A 20,906-nucleotide genomic window follows, 5' to 3' on the forward strand; every position below is an offset into this window, starting at 1 on the left:
TCCCATTGAATGCACCAAATGCAATCGGCTTAACAGGCGTAGTTGACCAGGCTCCACAAGTAGATGGCAACAACGATGCAAATGCAATAGGTCAATCAGGAATCGTAACCATCAACACAGCATTAACCGGTTTGGATGTAAACAATCCAACGATAGATGCAGGTTATGTACCACAAATATTTGACCTTGCTTTACGCAAAACAACAGCACAGGTAACTCCGGTAAATATTGGCGATGATGTAGTATTCACTATCACCGTATTTAACCAAGGCAATGTAGCAGCATATGATGTAGATGTATTAGATGCCATACCAGCAGGCTTCACGTTCAATGCAGGCGCAAGCCCACTATGGACAGCAAGCGGAGCAGACGCAGTAGCAAATATAGCAGGCCCATTAGCGGCAGGCGATAGCATAGCGTTAGACATTACATTAACAGTAGCTGCCGGAGCAAGCTCAAGCAACATGACCAATATTGCTGAGATAACAAGTGCAGATAACGATACAGACAGTACCAACACACCTCCAACCGATGTTGACTCACAACCAGATACCGATCCGAACAACGATACAACGGTAGATGATGAAATCAACAACGGTGGTGGCGATGAAGATGACAATGACCCTGCAACAGTTCCATTAGCGAAACGTATTAGGATCATTAGAAACTACTTATGGTATGATGATAATCAGAATGGCTTACAAGATGAGCCAGCAAGCAATGGTATCAATGGATTAACTGTTTATCTATACGATGGCTCAGGCAATCTGTTAGATAGCACGGTAACAGCAAACGATGTAAACGGTAACCCAGGTTACTACTTATTCGATAGCTTACAGTCAGGAACATACTATGTACAGTTCCCATTGAATGCACCAAATGCAATCGGCTTAACAGGCGTAGTTGACCAGGCTCCACAAGTAGATGGCAACAACGATGCAAATGCAATAGGTCAATCAGGAATCGTAACCATCAACACAGCATTAACCGGTTTGGATGTAAACAATCCAACGATAGATGCAGGTTATGTACCACAAATATTTGACCTTGCATTACGCAAAACAACAGCACAGGTAACTCCGGTAAATATTGGCGATGATGTAGTATTCACCATCACCGTATTTAACCAAGGCAATGTAGCAGCATGATGTAGATGTATTAGATGCCATACCAGCAGGCTTCACGTTCAATGCAGGCGCAAGCCCACTATGGACAGCAAGCGGAGCAGACGCAGTAGCAAATATAGCAGGCCCATTAGCGGCAGGCGATAGCATAGCGTTAGACATTACATTAACAGTAGCTGCCGGAGCAAGCTCAAGCAACATGACCAATATTGCTGAGATAACAAGTGCAGATAACGATACAGACAGCACCAACACACCTCCAACTGATGTTGACTCACAACCAGATACCGATCCGAACAACGATACAACGGTAGATGATGAAATCAACAACGGTGGTGGCGATGAAGATGACAATGACCCTGCAACAGTTCCATTAAGCGAACGTATTAGGATCATTAGGAAACTACTTATGGTATGATGATAATCAGAATGGATTACAAGATGAGCCAGCAAGCAATGGTATCAATGGATTAACTGTTTATCTATACGATGGCTCAGGCAATCTGTTAGATAGCACGGTAACAGCAAACGATGTAAACGGTAACCCAGGTTACTACACATTCGATAGCTTACAGTCAGGAACATACTATGTACAGTTCCCATTGAATGCACCAAATGCAATCGGCTTAACAGGCGTAGTTGACCAGGCTCCACAAGTAGATGGCAACAACGATGCAAATGCAATAGGTCAATCAGGAATCGTAACCATCAACACAGCATTAACCGGTTTGGATGTAAACAATCCAACGATAGATGCAGGTTATGTACCACAAATATTTGACCTTGCTTTACGCAAAACAACAGCACAGGTAACTCCGGTAAATATTGGCGATGATGTAGTATTCACTATCACCGTATTCAACCAGGGTAACGTAGCGGCTTATGATGTAGATGTACAGGATGCAATACCTGCAGGCTTCACGTTCAATGCAGGCGCAAGCCCACTATGGACAGCAAGCGGAGCAGACGCAGTAGCAAATATAGCAGGCCCATTAGCGGCAGGCGATAGCATAGCGTTAGACATTACATTAACAGTAGCTGCCGGAGCAAGCTCAAGCAACATGACCAATATTGCTGAGATAACAAGTGCAGATAACGATACAGACAGCACCAACACACCTCCAACTGATGTTGACTCACAACCAGATACCGATCCGAACAACGATACAACGGTAGATGATGAAATCAACAACGGTGGTGGCGATGAAGATGACAATGACCCTGCAACAGTTCCATTAGCGAACGTATTAGGATCATTAGGAAACTACTTATGGTATGATGATAATCAGAATGGATTACAAGATGAGCCAGCAAGCAATGGTATCAATGGATTAACTGTTTACTTATACGATGGCTCAGGCAATCTGTTAGACAGCACCGTAACAGCTAATGATGTAAATGGTAACCCAGGTTACTACTTATTCGATAGCTTACAATCAGGAACATACTATGTACAGTTCCCATTGAATGCACCAAATGCAATCGGCTTAACAGGCGTAGTTGACCAGGCTCCACAAGTAGATGGCAACAACGATGCAAATGCAATAGGTCAATCAGGAATCGTAACCATCAACACAGCATTAACCGGTTTGGATGTAAACAATCCAACGATAGATGCAGGTTATGTACCACAAATATTTGACCTTGCTTTACGCAAAACAACAGCACAAGTTACACCGGTAAATATTGGCGATGATGTAGTATTCACCATCACCGTATTTAACCAAGGCAATGTAGCAGCATATGATGTAGATGTATTAGATGCCATACCAGCAGGCTTCACGTTCAATGCAGGCGCAAGCCCACTATGGACAGCAAGCGGAGCAGACGCAGTAGCAAATATAGACGGCCATTAGCGGCAGGCGATAGCATAGCGTTAGACATTACATTAACAGTAGCTGCCGGAGCAAGCTCAAGCAACATGACCAATATTGCTGAGATAACAAGTGCAGATAACGATACAGACAGTACCAACACACCTCCAACCGATGTTGACTCACAACCAGATACCGATCCGAACAACGATACAACGGTAGATGATGAAATCAACAATGGTGGTGGCGATGAAGATGACAATGACCCTGCAACAGTTCCATTAGCGAACGTATTAGGATCATTAGGAAACTACTTATGGTATGATGATAATCAGAATGGATTACAAGATGAGCCAGCAAGCAATGGTATCAATGGATTAACTGTTTATCTATACGATGGCTCAGGCAATCTGTTAGATAGCACTGTAACAGCAAACGATGTAAACGGTAACCCAGGTTACTACATTCGATAGCTTACAGTCAGGAACATACTATGTACAGTTCCCATTGAATGCACCAAATGCAATCGGCTTAACAGGCGTAGTTGACCAGGCTCCCACAAGTAGATGGCAACAACGATGCAAACAACTTAGGTCAATCAGGAATCGTAACTATCAATACAGCATTAACCGGTTTGGATGTAAACAATCCAACAATAGATGCGGGTTATGTACCACAAATATTTGACCTTGCTTTACGCAAAACAACAGCACAGGTAACTCCGGTAAATATTGGCGATGATGTAGTATTCACTATCACCGTATTTAACCAAGGCAATGTAGCAGCATATGATGTAGATGTATTAGATGCCATACCAGCAGGCTTCACGTTCAATGCAGGCGCAAGCCCACTATGGACAGCAAGCGGAGCAGACGCAGTAGCAAATATAGCAGCCCATTGGCGGCAGGCGATAGCATAGCGTTAGACATTACATTAACAGTAGCTGCCGGAGCAAGCTCAAGCAACATGACCAATATTGCTGAGATAACAAGTGCAGATAACGATACAGACAGTACCAACACACCTCCAACCGATGTTGACTCACAACCAGATACCGATCCGAACAACGATACAACGGTAGATGATGAAATCAACAACGGTGGTGGCGATGAAGATGACAATGACCCTGCAACAGTTCCATTAGCGAACGTATTAGGATCATTAGGAAACTACTTATGGTATGATGATAATCAGAATGGCTTACAAGATGAGCCAGCAGCAAATGGTATCAATGGATTAACTGTTTACTTATACGATGGCTCAGGCAATCTGTTAGACAGCACGGTAACAGCAAACGATGTAAACGGTAACCCAGGTTACTACACATTCGATAGCTTACAGTCAGGAAACATACTATGTACAGTTCCCATTGAATTCCAAGTGCAATCGGCTTAACAGGCGTAGTTGACCAGGCTCCACAAGTAGATGGCAACAACGATGCAAATGCAATAGGTCAATCAGGAATCGTAACCATCAACACAGCATTAACCGGTTTGGATGTAAACAATCCAACGATAGATGCAGGTTATGTACCAATTCCAAATTGTAATGTAGTAGCAACTTGCACTCCAACAAATGTAAATTGTAATGGCGGTAGTGATGGTTCTATATCTGTATCTTTAACCGGCTCAACAGCGCCAGTGGCATACTTATGGAGCAATGGTACAACAGATGCTATTGCAACAGGCTTGGTAGCTGGTTCATACACAGTTATTGTAACAGATGCAAATGGTTGCACAGCTGAATGCACTTCAACTATAACAGAGCCAACAGCATTAACAGCAACATGCAGTGCAACCGATGCATCATGTGGCGCAGCAACAGGCACGGCTATGGTAACAGCAGCAGATGGCACAGCACCATATTCATATTCATGGAGCAACGGTTCAACGGATGCAAGTATCACCGGCTTAGCAGCAGGTGTTTACACAGCCACAGTAACCGATGCAAATGGATGTATAGCAACCTGCGAAAGCACAGTAAACAACTTGAATGGACCTTTAGCAACATGCTCAGGAACAGACGTTCTATGTAACGGAGGTTCAGACGGTTCGGCAAGTGTAACAGCAACAGACGGCACAGCACCATATACATACTTATGGAGCAATGGTTCTACTGATGCAAGTATCACAGGCTTAACAGCAGGTTCGTATACGGTAACAGTAACAGATGCAACGGGATGTATATCATCATGCACACACATAGTAGGTGAGCCAACAGCATTAACAGCAACATGCAGTGCAACCGATGCATCATGTGGCGCAGCAACAGGCACGGCTATGGTAGTAGCAGCAGATGGCACAGCACCATATTCATATTCATGGAGCAACGGTTCAACGGATGCAAGTATCACCGGCTTAGCTGCAGGTGTATACACAGCCACAGTAACCGATGCAAATGGATGTATAGCAACCTGCGAAAGCACAGTAAACAACTTGAACGGACCTTTAGCAACATGCTCAGGAACAGATGTTCTATGTAACGGAGGTTCAGACGGTTCGGCAAGTGTAACAGCAACAGACGGCACAGCACCATATACATACTTATGGAGCAATGGTTCTACTGATGCAAGTATCACAGGCTTAACAGCAGGTTCGTATACAGTAACGGTAACTGATGTAAATGGATGTACTTCTGAATGTTCGGCTACTATAAATGAACCTTCTGTATTATCAGCATCCTGCAATGCAACTGGTACTACTTGCGGAGCTAGCAATGGAACTGCGGATGTAACAGTATCAGGTGGAACAATGCCAGTTAGCTATCTATGGAGCAATGGTGAAACTATGGCTTCGATTTCAGGATTAGCTGGTGGTACATACACTGTAACAGTAACAGATGCCAATGGTTGCACAGTAACTTGTTCATCGTTGGTGGATGTTCCTGGTAACTTGATTGCCAACTGCAGTGGCTCTAACGTTAATTGTTTTGGTGGATCAAATGGCTCAGCAAGCGTAACAGTTTCTGGCGGTTCATCACCATTCAGTTATTTATGGAGCAACGGTTCAACTGATGCAAGCATCAGTGGACTAGTAGCAGGCACTTATACGGTAACAGTATCTGATGCAAATGGATGTTCTTCACTATGTACTTATGATGTTACTCAGCCTAATCCGCTTGAAGCTTTATGCAGTGCGATTGATGAAACTTGCAGTTTACAAAACGGTAGCGTAAGTGTAGCAGCCTCAGGCGGCACGGCACCATACACGTATGTATGGAGCAACGGCTCAACCGATGCCAGCGTAAACGGCTTGTCTGCAGGTATCTATACAGCAACGGTAACCGATGCTAATGGATGCACCGCAACATGCGAGAGCACAGTAAATAACAGTAATGGTCCTGCAGCAACCTGCAGCGCAACCGATGCAACATGCTATGGAGCAGCAGACGGAACAGCCAGTGTAACTGCTACAGGCGGGAGCAGGAAGCTTAACCTACCTGTGGAGTAATGGTTCAACAGATGCAAGCATCAGTGGCTTAACAGCTGGAACCTATACAGTAACGGTAACGGATGCCAATGGATGTTCATCTATGTGCAGCGCAACAGTAAGTGAGCCGAGTCAGTTGGCAGCAACCTGCAGTGCAGGCGATGCCACTTGTGGAGCATCAAACGGTAGCGTAAGCGTAGCAGCCTCAGGCGGCACGGCACCATACACGTATGTATGGAGCAACGGCTCAACCGATGCCAGCGTAAACGGCTTGTCTGCAGGTATCTATACAGCAACGGTAACCGATGCTAATGGATGCACCGCAACATGCGAGAGCACAGTAAATAACAGTAATGGTCCTGCAGCAACCTGCAGCGCAACCGATGCAACATGCTATGGAGCAGCAGACGGAACAGCCAGTGTAACTGCTACAGGCGGAGCAGGAAACTTAACCTACCTGTGGAGTAATGGTTCAACAGATGCAAGCATCAGTGGCTTAACAGCTGGAACCTATACAGTAACGGTAACGGATGCCAATGGATGTTCATCTATGTGCAGCGCAACAGTAAGTGAGCCGAGTCAGTTGGCAGCAACCTGCAGTGCAGGCGATGCCACTTGTGGAGCATCAAACGGTAGCGTAAGCGTAGCAGCCTCAGGCGGGCACGGCACCATACACGTATGTATGGAGCAACGGCTCAACCGATGCCAGCGTAAACGGCTTGGGAGCAGGTATCTATACAGCAACGGTAACCGATGCTAATGGATGCACCGCAACATGCGAGAGCACAGTAAATAACAGTAATGGTCCTGCAGCAACCTGCAGCGCAACCGATGCAACATGCTATGGAGCAGCAGACGGAACAGCCAGTGTAACCGCTACAGGCGGAGCAGGAAGCTTAACCTACCTGTGGAGTAATGGTTCAACAGATGCAAGCATCAGTGGCTTAACAGCTGGAACCTATACAGTAACGGTAACGGATGCCAATGGATGTTCATCTATGTGCAGCGCAACAGTAAGTGAGCCGAGTCAGTTGGCAGCAACCTGCAGTGCAGGCGATGCCACTTGTGGAGCATCAAACGGTAGCGTAAGCGTAGCAGCCTCAGGCGGCACGGCACCATACACGTATGTATGGAGCAACGGCTCAACCGATGCCAGTGTAAGCGGCTTGGGAGCAGGTATCTATACAGCAACGGTAACCGATGCTAATGGATGCACCGCAACATGCGAGAGCACAGTAAATAACAGTAATGGTCCTGCAGCAACCTGCAGCGCAACCGATGCAACATGCTATGGAGCAGCAGACGGAACAGCCAGTGTAACCGCTACAGGCGGAGCAGGAGCTTAACCTACCTGTGGAGTAATGGTTCAACAGATGGAAGCATCAGTGGCTTAACAGCTGGAACCTATACAGTAACGGTAACGGATGCCAATGGATGTTCATCTATGTGCAGCGCAACAGTAAGTGAGCCGAGTCAGTTGGCAGCAACCTGCAGTGCAGGCGATGCCACTTGTGGAGCATCAAACGGTAGCGTAAGCGTAGCAGCCTCAGGCGGCACGGCACCATACACGTATGTATGGAGCAACGGCTCAACCGATGCCAGCGTAAGCGGCTTGGGAGCAGGTATCTATACAGCAACGGTAACCGATGCTAATGGATGCACCGCAACATGCGAGAGCACAGTAAATAACAGTAATGGTCCTGCAGCAACATGCAGCGCAACCGATGCAACATGCTATGGAGCAGCAGACGGAACAGCCAGTGTAACCGCTACCAGGCGGAGCAGGAAGCTTAACCTACCTGTGGAGTAATGGTTCAACAGATGCAAGCATCAGTGGCTTAACAGCTGGAACCTATACAGTAACGGTAACGGATGCCAATGGATGTTCATCTATGTGCAGCGCAACAGTAAGTGAGCCGAGTCAGTTGGCAGCAACCTGCAGTGCAGGCGATGCCACTTGTGGAGCATCAAACGGTAGCGTAAGCGTAGCAGCCTCAGGCGGCACGGCACCATACACGTATGTATGGAGCAACGGCTCAACCGATGCCAGCGTAAGCGGCGGGAGCAGGTATCTATACAGCAACGGTAACCGATGCTAATGGATGCACCGCAACATGCGAGAGCACAGTAAATAACAGTAATGGTCCTGCAGCAACATGCAGCGCAACCGATGCAACATGCTATGGAGCAGCAGACGGAACAGCCAGTGTAACCGCTACAGGCGGAGCAGGAAGCTTAACCTACCTGTGGAGTAATGGTTCAACAGATGCAAGCATCAGTGGCTTAACAGCTGGAACCTATACAGTAACGGTAACGGATGCCAATGGATGTTCATCTATGTGCAGCGCAACAGTAAGTGAGCCTGTTCAAATGAGTGCAACCTGTAGCTCTACCGATGTGAATTGCTTTGGAGCTTTAGACGGCACGGCAAGTGTAATTGCTTCCGGAGGTACAGCGCCATATAGTTATCAGTGGAGCAATGGAGCAACAACTTCTAGCATTACAGGAATGGCAACTGGCATTTATACGGCAACAGTAACAGACGCAAACGGATGTACTTCAGAGTGTAGCGCAACTGTCAACCAACCGGCATCTGCAGTAATTGCAGCAGTATCATCTACTGATGCTACTTGCGGATTAGCCAATGGTACCGCTTCAGTATCTGTTACAGGTGGCACTGCACCTTATACCTACCTATGGAGCAACGGTTCAACCGATGCAAGCATAAGTGGATTAGCTGCAGGTAGTTATACAGTAACCGTAACTGATGCACATGGATGTACTACTGAAAATACTGTTGTGGTAAATTCAGGTCCATCATCTGTTTCATGCTCAGTTTCTTCAACACCGGCATTATGTGGTAAGTGCAATGGCACCGCTACTGTAACTGCAATAAATGGCACAGCACCATACACCTATGTTTGGAGCAACGGCAGCACTGATGCAACAGCCACAGGATTATGTGCTGGAACATATACGGTAGTAGTTACTGATGCAAACGGATGTTCTTCAAGTTCATGTTCTGTAGTTGTGGGCTCACAAAATCAGCAGCTATCATGCTCTATTACCAAGACTAACGTAAGTTGTTATGGAGGTAATGATGGAAGCGCTACCGTAAATGTAAATGGAAACGGTGCGCCATATACTTATGTATGGAGCAATGGTGCTACAACGCAAACAATTACCAATCTTACATTTGGCTTCTATACCGTAACTGTAACAAGCAGCGGTGGTTGTACCACGAAATGTATTATTTGTATTTTCGAACCTACTTCGTTATCATGTAACACATCATCAACAGATGCTACATGCGGCAGCTGCGATGGTACAGCTAGTGTAACAGCAACCGGTGGAAAGCCAGGCTATACCTATCTGTGGAGCAACGGACAAGTAGGAGCAAATGCTACTAACTTGTGTGCAGGATTGTATACGGTAACTGTAACAGACAAGAATGGATGTACTACCGAATGCAATGCAGTAGTAAGCGGAAGCAGTCAGAATCTGTCATGCACCATAAGCAAAACACATGTAAGTTGTTTTGGAGGCAATAATGGAAGCGCTGCAGTTAGCGTAACAGGTGGAAATGCGCCTTACACTTATCTATGGAGCAATGGAAGCACAACAGCAACAGTTAACGGTTTAGCAGCAGGTATTTATACGGTAACGGTTACTAGCGGAGCAGGATGTACAACATCATGTTCTGTGAAGATTAATCAGCCGTCTACCTCAGTAGCATGTTCTGTTGTTTCAACGGATGCTACCTGCGGAGCTTGTGATGGTACAGCAACAGCAATAGGTTCAGGTGGAATAGCTCCATACACATATGTGTGGAGTAATGGTCAAACGACCATGACTGCAACAGGATTGTGTGCTGGCAACTACGATGTAACTGTAACTGACTCAAAAGGATGTTCAAGCAACTGTACAGTGAAAGTAGATGATATCAGCCAGGCATTAACATGCAGTGTGACTAAGACCAACGTAAGTTGTCAGGGTGGCAATGATGGAAGTGCAACTGTAGTTGTTATAGGAGGCACCGCCCCATACACGTATGCATGGAGCAATGGAGCAACAACAGCAACTATAGGCGGCTTATCAGCAGGAACCTATACCGTAACCGTATGGAGTGCAGCAGGATGCAGCACCGAGTGTAGCATTAAGATAGGTCAGCCTAAGTCAGTAGTAACCTGCAATGCAACAGCAACCAATGCAACATGCGGAGGATGTAACGGCACAGCAACAGCAACAGCAACAGGTGGCAAGGCACCCTATACTTACCTGTGGAGTAATGGTCAAACGACCATGACTGCAACAGGATTGTGTGCCGGCAACTACGATGTAACAGTAACTGACTCAAAAGGATGCTCTAGCAACTGTACTGTGAAAGTAGATGATATCAGCCAGGCATTAACATGCAGTGTGACTAAGACCAACGTAAGTTGTCAGGGTGGCAATGATGGAAGTGCAACTGTAGTTGTAATAGGAGGCACCGCCCCATACACATATGCATGGAGCAATGGAGCAACAACAGCAACAATAGGCGGCTTATCAGCAGGAACCTATACCGTAAGCGTATGGAGTGCAGCAGGATGCAGCACCGAGTGCAGCATTAAGATAGGTCAGCCTAAGTCAGTAGTAACCTGCAATGCAACAGTAACCAATGCAACTTGCGGAGGATGTAACGGCACAGCAACAGCAACAGCAACAGGTGGCAAGGCACCCTATACCTACCTGTGGAGTAATGGTCAAACGACCATGACTGCAACAGGATTGTGTGCCGGTAACTACGATGTAACAGTAACTGACTCAAAAGGATGCTCTAGCAACTGTACTGTGAAAGTAGATGATATCAGCCAGGCATTAACATGCAGTGTGACTAAGACCAACGTAAGTTGTCAGGGTGGCAATGATGGAAGTGCAACTGTAGTTGTAATAGGAGGCACCGCCCCATACACGTATGCATGGAGCAATGGAGCAACGACAGCAACTATAGGCGGCTTATCAGCAGGAACCTATACCGTAACCGTATGGAGTGCAGCAGGATGCAGCACCGAGTGCAGCATTAAGATAGGTCAGCCTAAGTCAGTAGTAACCTGCAATGCAACAGCAACCAATGCAACATGCGGAGGATGTAACGGCACAGCAACAGCAACAGCAACAGGTGGCAAGGCACCCTATACTTACCTGTGGAGTAATGGTCAAACGACCATGACTGCAACAGGATTGTGTGCCGGCAACTACGATGTAACTGTAACCGACTCAAAAGGATGCTCTAGCAACTGTACAGTGAAAGTAGATGATATCAGCCAGGCATTAACATGCAGTGTGACCAAGACCAACGTAAGTTGTCAGGGTGGCAATGATGGAAGTGCAACTGTAGTTGTTATAGGAGGAACCGCCCCATACACGTATGCATGGAGCAATGGAGCAACAACAGCAACTATTGGAGGCTTATCAGCTGGAACATATACCGTAACCGTATGGAGTGCAGCAGGATGCAGCACCGAGTGCAGCATTAAGATAGGTCAGCCTAAGTCAGTAGTATCATGCAATGCAACAGCAACCAACGCAACCTGCGGAGGATGTAACGGCACTGCAACAGCAACAGCAACGGGTGGTAAAGCACCATATACTTACCTGTGGAGTAATGGTCAAACGACTATGACTGCAACAGGATTATGTGCAGGCAACTACGATGTAACTGTAACTGATTCAAAAGGATGTTCAAGCAACTGTATAGTGAAGGTAGATGATGCAGGTAGCACCATGAGTGCTTCTGCTACATCAACTAACGCATTATGTGGAGCATGCAATGGCACAGCAACTGTTAGCGTAAGTGGAGGCACCATGCCATACAGCTATGCATGGAATAACGGCCAAACGGGAGCAACAGCAACCGGATTGTGTGGTGGCAACTACAGTGTAGTGGTAACCGATGCAAATGGTTGTACAGCTGCAGCTACTGTAAAGGTTGATGATAAGAATGCCACAATTGTGATGTTCTATCGTAAGCACCATCCAACTTGTAATGGCGGTAATGATGGTGGAGCAACCATAAAGCCTAGCGGAGGCACAGCACCATATACTTACCTGTGGAGCAATGGAAGCACAACAAAGCATCAGCCAACCTTATCAGCAGGTATCTATACGGTTACCGTAACAGATGCAAATGGATGCAGCGCAAGCACGACCATAAAGATAGGCCAGCCGGCAGCTTTAGTAGCTGTAGGTAAGGGCAAAGATGCAACCTGCAAAGGTTGTGATGGAAAGGCAAAAGTATTAGTTGATGGAGGACGCGAGCCATATACCTACCTGTGGAGCAATGGAGCTACAACAGATGTAGTAGCTAACGTATGTGCAGGAACCTATGTGGTAACCGTAACCGATGCGGGTGGATGTCAGACCATGGCAACCGTAGTAATAAACGGAGGCCAGGCGAGCATTAGTGCGAGCATTAGTAAAACTCACAGCATATCATGCCGTGGTGGCAACGATGGTGAATTGACAGCAACAGCAACCGGAGGCTCAGCACCATACACTTATGCATGGAGCAATGGTCAGTCGGGAGCAATAGCAACAAATTTAACAGCCGGTATCTACACGGTAACTGCAACTGATGCAAATGGTTGCACGGGCACTGCTTCGTTCAGCTTAACTCAACCACAAAAGTTGGTTGCTATCATTGGCAACAGTACCAACGCTGCTTGCGGAATATGTAATGGAACAGCATCTGTATCAGCTTCTGGTGGAACAGCCCCATATAGTTACTTATGGAGCAATGGTAGTACCAGTGACCAGATAAGCTCATTATGTGCTGGAACCTATACGGTAACAGTTACAGATGGTAAGGGTTGCGATGTAAACACCATGGTAAGTATTACGGATGTACAGGATGAAGTGAAGGCCATTATACAAGTGGTAGCACCTGTTAGTTGCCATGGAGCAGAAGATGGATCATTGAAGGCTAAACCTACTAGCGGCACAGGTCCATTCACCTTCTTGTGGAGCAATGGAGCAACCACGCAGGTAATAGGCAATTTGAAGGCTGGTAAGTATACAGTAACCGTAACAAGTGCTTATGGATGTACTGCGCAGGTAATGTATACCTTAGTGAATCCAAAAGATCCATGTGATAAGATTAAAACTGCCATGGAAGGCGAGGCCTTGTTGTCAAAGTTCAATGTTTATCCAAATCCAACATTAGGAAGATTTGTGGTGTCATTTAACGCTAAGCAATCAGCATACTATAGCATTGATATCAAAGACATCAATGGTAAGGTAGTAGAGAACTTCGGTAAGGTATCTGACGAAGGCTTGAATGAAGTAAACTTTGATTTAAGTGCTTACCCACCAGCAGTATATACAGTTCGCTTTACTATGAACGATAATGTTCAGGTAGTGCGTGTGGTGAAGCAGTATTAAGATTTGTAATAAGTAATTTACCGAAGCCCCTGTCAAGAAATTGGCAGGGGCTTTTTGGTTATTATATAGCTTGGTAGTGAGTTATGATTTTCTTTTTGATTAACATAGATTTTCGGTTTTTATAGCATCTGATTGGTGAATAGGTTATTGATTTATTTTAATCCTGGCTGGTCATTTTAGATTCTGGCTTAAAATTATATTTGTTATTCATCAAATTTAAATTGATGAAAATGAAAATCACATTCACCAAAAAGGCTTGACAATCGAATTTGATTTTATTTGGCTATTTAAATTAATCAAGGCACTTTTGTGGCACTAAGGATATACTTTGATTAGTTTTAATCATACTTTAGTACCATGCTTTTTTTCGTTTGCTAATCACACTTGAGGATTAATTTTTTTAAGTATTTTTTTGGGATTATTTTTCAAAAATAAGAGACTGTGTTTTTTTCAATAACAATGGAATAATTGAATTTCTTTTATTTTTCCTTTTTAATTAATCAAATGGAGTGATCAAATGAAAAACTTTTTAATTGATTCTTTTTTTTGCTTTTTAATACTAATTTTTAATTTTTTTTCAGATGTTTAAATTTTTGACATTATTGTACAGGGCTGATTTTTCTAGCCCTCATCAAAACACTATTCTGCGTGAAAGATGGAATGTGTTTTCAAAAAGTATTTTGATACTTTTTATAGGAACTGGAATCAGCTATGTTAGCCATGGTCAAGCCCCATGTTGCACCACGGGCAATCAAATGCCCAACGGCAGTTTCGAAACAGAAACACCGGGAGCAACATGGAACACTACCTTTAGTGGTGCAGAAGCGATGTGGATGCCCAAGAATATAATAAATCAGCTCCAGAATCCAGCAAATGGCTGGTTTGTTGGCACCGATGTTACGGTAAACGAAGCCAATAAAATAGGCGGGTTTTATATCCGCAACAATAATGGCAATGGCGACCCGGCCGATGGTACTCACTATGTATGGGTTCGTGGTTATGATAGCACCATAAAAAATTCAGTATGTATGCAAATATACTTGAACAACATTGGCATAGCAGCACCCTGTAAGCGTTATGAATTGTGCTTTAAGGCAGCAGCTTGGAATCCTGATGGGGCGCAAGGCAATGCAGAGATAGCGGTAGAGTGGTTTTACCAAACCCCAGGTGGCGCATTTCCGATAAAGACAAATTTATTATTGGCACCGGCCAATACATCGGATAGCTTCAATGACTTAAATTGGAATACTTATACAGTGAACTTTGAAATACCTAGTAATTATAGTAATTGGTTTGGAGTAGCCATCAGCTCACATGAGAATATTGACGGTGTATGTATAGATGATGTATGCATAAAAGAAGTAGGCGTTGCACAATTGGCCTGTTTGCCACCATCACCTTTTGTATCAGCACAAAGTGCAGTAACCTGCAATGGTGGCAACAATGGTTGTGCAACTATAGATAATTTAAATGGTGGCTTTCCATGGGCATTCCTCTGGAATGATGGTAATACAAATGGCAGTCGTTGCGGATTATCGGCCGGTACTTATACAGTAACAGTTACAGATAATACCGGAGCCACAGGTACAGTAAATGTAACAATAACACAGCCGTCAGCTTTGGTTACCACCTGCAGCCATACAGATGTAACAACCAATGGAGGTAGCGATGGTACAGCAAGTGTTGTGGCAAGTGGGGGAACAGGAGCACTGACATATTTATGGAGCAATGGAAATTCAAACGCAACTATGAGTGGGCTTTCTGTCGGCACGTATACAGTAACAGTTACCGATGCTAATGGTTGTACTCAGAGTTGCTCTGCACTTGTTGTTCAACCTGCAGTTGTTCCCTGTTGTGTAACGGGCAATCAAATGCCCAATGGCAGTTTCGAAACAGAAACACCGGGAGCCCTATGGAACACCACTTTTAGTGGAGCAGAGGCGATGTGGATGCCCAAGAATGTAATAAGCCAGGCACAAAATCCAAATAATGGCTGGTTTGTAGGTACGGATGTAACCGTAAATGAAGCAGCTAAAATTGGCGGATTTTATATTCGCAATAATAATGGAAATGGCGACCCTGCTGATGGAACACATTTTACATGGGTACGTGGCCGTAATGAATCAATTAATAATAATGTGTGCATGCAGATTTATTTAAATAATATTGGCATAGCTGCAAGTTGTAAGCGCTACGAATTATGTTTTAAAGCAGCAGCATGGAATCCTGATGGCCCACAGGGCAATGCGGAAATAGGTATAGAGTGGTTTTACCAAACTCCTGGAGGAGCATTTCCGGTATTAACGCAGCTCTTGCTTGCTCCAGCCAATACCTCAGGCAGTTTTAATGATTTAAATTGGAACACATACACAACAGTATTTGAAATACCTTCAAATTATGGAAACTTTTTTGGAGTGGCTATAAGCTCACATGAGAATATTGACGGTGTATGTATAGATGATGTATGCATAAAAGAAGTAGGCCCAGCACAAACCGCGTGTTTGCCACCTTCGCCATTTGTTAGTAGTCAGAGCAATGTAACATGCAGTGGCGGCAACAATGGCTGTGCCACTATCGACAACTTAAATGGTGGTTTTCCATTCACCTACCTTTGGAGCGATGGAAATACAAACGCTAGCCGTTGTGGATTAGCAGCAGGTACGTATACAGCAACAGTAACAGATAATACAGGAGCCACAGGAACTGTAAACGTAACAATAGCCCAACCCACTTCAATCACAGCTACTTGCAGCGGAACAGATGTCACCACCCCAGGCGGAAGCAATGGTACTGCAAGTGTTACTGCAAGTGGAGGCACCGGAGCATTATCTTATTTATGGAGCAATGCAAATACAAATGCATCTATGAGCGGGCTTTCCGCAGGTACGTATACAGTAACAGTAACAGATGCCAATGGTTGCACCCAAACTTGTTCTACAACCATACTCGAACCAACTTGTAACATAACAATTGGAGCGTTGGTAAAAGATGTTATATGTAACGGTGGTGCCGATGCTACCATCGATGTAACCGTTGCAGGTGCAAATGGTGCTATATCTTATTTATGGAACGATGGCAATACCAACGAAGATAGAGCAGGGCTATCAATAGGTACTTTCACAGTCACTGTTACCGATGCCGCAAATTGTACAAATACAGCATCGTTTGCTATCAGTGAACCGATTATTCTGGGAATGAGCGCCATACCCACCAATGTTAGTACAAATGGCGGTAGCGATGGTTCAGTTAATGTAACAACCTCAGGAGGTACTTCACCTTACTCTTTCCTTTGGAACGATGGTGATACTAACGAAGACAGAACGAACTTAGCGGCCGGTACATACACAGCAACGGTAACAGACGACAATGGCTGCACAGCTATATTGTCTGTTACACTTTACGAACCGCTTTCGGTAACTTGCGCAGGAGTTGATCCTTCTTCCGTAGGAGCTAATGATGGAAGCGTTACTACAGTTGTCGTTGGGGGATTGGCAGGATACACCTATATTTGGAGTAATGGCGATACTTCCAATGACCTTGGAGCAGTTGCAGCGGGAACATACACAGTAACCGTTACTGATATTTTGGGTAATACCTCCACATGTCAAACCACTTTGGTTGACCCTTTTGGAATTCTATGTGCAGGTGTTGATGTTACAACAAACGGTGGTTCAGATGGAAGTGCAAATGTTACGGCAACAGGAGGTGTTTCGCCATTTACTTATCTATGGAGCAATGGTAGCACTGGTACAGTAATTTCAGGAATAGGAGCAGGTGTTTACACAATAACCGTTACAGATAATTCTAATTCAACACTATCATGCATTGTCACAATAAACGAACCCACCTGCAATGAAGTTGTAAGTGGCCTAGTAATAGATGTATTGTGCAATGGCGGAACTGATGCATCGATAGATGTAACGGTAACGGGAGCCAATGGCACAGTAACTTACTTATGGAACGATGGCAATACCAACGAAGACCGCACAGGTTTAGCAGCAGGTACATACACCGTAACGGCCACGGATGCAGCAGGTTGTATAGAAACAGCCACATTCACAGTAACCGAGCCGGCATTATTAGGCATGAGTGGTACCCCAACGGACGTAACAACTAACGGAGGCAACAATGGCTCTATAGATGTAACTGCAACTGGCGGTACACCGGCATACACATATTTATGGAACGATGGTGATACCAACGAAGACCGTTCAGGATTAACAGCCGGAACGTATACAGTAACAGTAACAGACGCAAACGGTTGTACAGAAGAAGCTACATTCACAATAAATGAACCCGGCTGCAACGAAGTTGTAAGTGGCGTAGTAATAGATGTATTGTGCAATGGCGGAACCGATGCATCGATAGATGTAACGGTAACGGGAGCCAATGGCACAGTAACTTACTTATGGAACGATGGCGATACCAACGAAGACCGCACAGGTTTATCAGCAGGCACATATACTGTAACAGCAACAGATGCAGCAAGCTGTACCGAAGCAGCCACATTCACAGTAACCGAGCCGGCATTATTAGGCATGAGCGGTACACCGACTGACGTAACAACTAACGGAGGCAACAATGGCTCTATAGATGTAACTGCAACTGGCGGTACACCGGCATATACATATGTATGGAACGATGGAGACACCAACGAAGACCGTACGAATTTATCAGCAGGAACGTATACAGTAACAGTAACAGACGCTAACGGTTGTACCGAAGAAGCCACATTCACAATAAACGAACCCGGCTGCAACGAAGTTGTAAGTGGCGTAGTAATAGATGTATTGTGCAATGGCGGAACCGATGCATCGATAGATGTAACGGTAACGGGAGCCAATGGCACAGTAACCTATTTGTGGAACGATGGAAATACCAACGAAGACCGTACAGGTTTAGCAGCAGGTACATACACCGTAACAGCAACAGATGCAGCAGGTTGTATAGAGACAGGCACATTCACAGTAACAGAGCCGGCCGTATTAAGCATGAACGGTACACCGACTGACGTAACAACTAACGGAGGCAACAATGGCTCTATAGATGTAACTGCAACTGGCGGTACACCGGCATATACATATTTATGGAACGATGGAGACACCAATGAAGACCGTTCAGGATTAACAGCCGGAACGTATACAGTAACAGTAACAGACGCTAACGGTTGTACAGAAGAAGCCACATTCACAATAAACGAACCCGGCTGCAACGAAGTTGTAACAGGTGTAGTAATAGATGTATTATGCAATGGCGGAACCGATGCATCGATAGATGTAACGGTAACGGGAGCCAATGGCACAGTAACCTACTTATGGAACGATGGCGATACCAACGAAGACCGCACAGGTTTATCAGCAGGTACATACACCGTAACGGCCACTGATGCAGCAGGTTGTATAGAAACAGCCACATTCACAGTAACCGAGCCGGCATTATTAGGCATGAACGGTACACCAACTGATGTTACAACTAACGGAGGCAGCGATGGCTCAATAGATGTAACTGCAACAGGCGGCACACCGGCATATACATATGTATGGAACGATGGTGACACCAATGAAGACCGTTCAGGATTAACAGCCGGAACGTATACAGTAACAGTAACAGACGCTAACGGTTGTACAGAAGAAGCCACATTCACAATAAACGAACCGGGCTGCAACGAAGTTGTAAGTGGCGTAGTAATAGATGTATTGTGCAATGGCGGAACTGATGCATCGATAGATGTAACAGTAACGGGAGCCAATGGCACAGTGACCTATTTATGGAACGATGGCGATACCAACGAAGACCGCACAGGTTTATCAGCAGGTACATACACCGTAACGGCCACTGATGCAGCAGGTTGTATAGAAACAGCCACATTCACAGTAACCGAGCCGGCATTATTGGGTATGAACGGTACACCAACTGATGTTACAACTAACGGGGGCAGCGATGGCTCAATAGATGTAACTGCAACAGGCGGCACACCGGCATACACATATTTATGGAACGATGGTGACACCAATGAAGACCGTTCAGGATTAACAGCCGGAACGTATACAGTAACAGTAACAGACGCTAACGGTTGTACAGAAGAAGCCACATTCACAATAAACGAACCGGGCTGCAACGAAGTTGTAAGTGGCTTAGTAATAGATGTATTGTGCAATGGCGGAACTGATGCATCAATAGATGTAACAGTAACAGGCAACAACGGAGCTGTAACCTACTTATGGAACGATGGCGATACCAACGAAGACCGCACAGGTTTATCAGCAGGCACATACACTGTAACAGCAACAGATGCAGCAGGTTGTATAGAAACAGCAACATTCACAGTAACCGAGCCGGCATTATTAGGCATGAGCGGTACACCAACAGATGTTACAACTAACGGAGGCAGCGATGGCTCAATAGATGTAACTGCAACAGGCGGCACACCAAACTACACATATTTATGGAGCAATGGTAGTACTGATGAAGACCAAAGCAATCTTCCAGCTGGAACGTATACAGTAACAGTAACAGACGCAAACGGTTGTACAGAAGAAGCCACATTCACAATAAACGAACCCGGCTGCAACGAAGTTGTAAGTGGCTTAGTAATAGATGTATTGTGCAATGGCGGAACTGATGCATCAATAGATGTAACAGTAACAGGCAACAACGGAGCTGTAACCTACTTATGGAACGATGGCGATACCAACGAAGACCGCACAGGTTTAGCAGCAGGTACATATACCGTAACGGCCACTGATGCAGCAGGTTGTATAGAGACAGCCACATTCACAGTAACCGAGCCGGCATTATTAGGCATGAACGGTACACCAACAGATGTAACAACTAACGGAGGCAGCGATGGCTCAATAGATGTAACTGCAACAGGCGGCACACCAAACTACACATATTTATGGAGCAATGGTAGTACTGATGAAGACCAAAGCAATCTTCCAGCTGGTACGTATACAGTAACAGTAACGGATGCTAACGGCTGTACCGAAGAAGCCACATTCACAATAAACGAACCCGGCTGCAACGAAGTTGTAAGTGGCGTAGTAATAGATGTATTGTGCAATGGCGGAACTGATGCATCGATAGATGTAACAGTAACTGGCAACAATGGCGCGTAA

Annotated in this window: 13 protein-coding genes and 1 pseudogene; all 14 read left to right on the plus strand. The window is 45.2% G+C overall.

Annotated features, from left to right (window positions below):
* The first annotated feature begins 5 nt into the window (after positions 1-5).
* The 14 genes and pseudogenes from IPO27_13750 to IPO27_13815 all read left to right on the plus strand — a co-directional run bounded on the left by IPO27_13750 (position 6) and on the right by IPO27_13815 (position 20,906).
* Complete coding sequence (locus tag IPO27_13750; protein MBK8847537.1) at positions 6-1,148, plus strand: DUF11 domain-containing protein; 1,143 nt, start codon at positions 6-8, stop codon at positions 1,146-1,148.
* A gap of 175 nt (positions 1,149-1,323) precedes the next feature.
* Positions 1,324-1,542, plus strand: a complete 219-nt coding sequence (locus IPO27_13755; protein ID MBK8847538.1) for a hypothetical protein — start codon at positions 1,324-1,326, stop codon at positions 1,540-1,542.
* A 184-nt stretch (positions 1,543-1,726) separates the two neighbouring features.
* Positions 1,727-2,980 (plus strand): DUF11 domain-containing protein, encoded by a 1,254-nt coding sequence (locus tag IPO27_13760; protein MBK8847539.1) that lies wholly within the window; start codon positions 1,727-1,729, stop codon positions 2,978-2,980.
* Positions 2,932-3,411, plus strand: a complete 480-nt coding sequence (locus IPO27_13765; GenBank protein ID MBK8847540.1) for a hypothetical protein — start codon at positions 2,932-2,934, stop codon at positions 3,409-3,411. The genes IPO27_13760 and IPO27_13765 overlap by 49 nt, the downstream gene beginning before the upstream one ends.
* A gap of 71 nt (positions 3,412-3,482) precedes the next feature.
* Positions 3,483-3,857 carry a DUF11 domain-containing protein gene (locus IPO27_13770; GenBank protein MBK8847541.1) on the plus strand — a complete coding sequence of 125 codons (375 nt, stop codon included), beginning with the start codon at positions 3,483-3,485 and terminating at the stop codon, positions 3,855-3,857.
* The gene (locus IPO27_13775) at positions 3,791-4,333 is read left to right on the plus strand and encodes a hypothetical protein (protein MBK8847542.1); all 543 of its coding nucleotides are present in this window, start codon (positions 3,791-3,793) and stop codon (positions 4,331-4,333) included. Before IPO27_13770 ends, IPO27_13775 begins: the two co-directional genes overlap by 67 nt.
* Before the next feature lie 98 nt (positions 4,334-4,431).
* On the plus strand, positions 4,432-6,387 hold the full coding sequence (locus IPO27_13780; protein ID MBK8847543.1) for a SprB repeat-containing protein: 1,956 nt from the start codon (positions 4,432-4,434) through the stop codon (positions 6,385-6,387).
* Between the two features lie 82 nt (positions 6,388-6,469).
* On the plus strand, positions 6,470-7,126 hold the full coding sequence (locus IPO27_13785; GenBank protein MBK8847544.1) for a SprB repeat-containing protein: 657 nt from the start codon (positions 6,470-6,472) through the stop codon (positions 7,124-7,126).
* On the plus strand, positions 7,086-7,712 hold the full coding sequence (locus tag IPO27_13790; protein MBK8847545.1) for a SprB repeat-containing protein: 627 nt from the start codon (positions 7,086-7,088) through the stop codon (positions 7,710-7,712). Before IPO27_13785 ends, IPO27_13790 begins: the two co-directional genes overlap by 41 nt.
* Positions 7,652-8,176 carry a SprB repeat-containing protein gene (locus tag IPO27_13795; protein MBK8847546.1) on the plus strand — a complete coding sequence of 175 codons (525 nt, stop codon included), beginning with the start codon at positions 7,652-7,654 and terminating at the stop codon, positions 8,174-8,176. Before IPO27_13790 ends, IPO27_13795 begins: the two co-directional genes overlap by 61 nt.
* Positions 8,177-8,258: 82 nt before the next feature.
* Positions 8,259-8,465 carry a SprB repeat-containing protein gene (locus tag IPO27_13800; protein MBK8847547.1) on the plus strand — a complete coding sequence of 69 codons (207 nt, stop codon included), beginning with the start codon at positions 8,259-8,261 and terminating at the stop codon, positions 8,463-8,465.
* Positions 8,437-8,631: pseudogene (locus tag IPO27_13805) on the plus strand (SprB repeat-containing protein). The gene IPO27_13800 and the pseudogene IPO27_13805 overlap by 29 nt, the downstream one beginning before the upstream one ends.
* A 72-nt stretch (positions 8,632-8,703) precedes the next feature.
* Positions 8,704-13,788, plus strand: a complete 5,085-nt coding sequence (locus tag IPO27_13810) for a T9SS type A sorting domain-containing protein (GenBank protein MBK8847548.1) — start codon at positions 8,704-8,706, stop codon at positions 13,786-13,788.
* A gap of 581 nt (positions 13,789-14,369) precedes the next feature.
* Positions 14,370-20,906, plus strand: coding sequence for a hypothetical protein (locus IPO27_13815; protein ID MBK8847549.1), 6,537 nt, complete (start codon positions 14,370-14,372; stop codon positions 20,904-20,906).

Source organism: Bacteroidota bacterium (genome assembly GCA_016714535.1).
Lineage (GTDB): Bacteria > Bacteroidota > Bacteroidia > AKYH767-A > OLB10 > JADKFV01.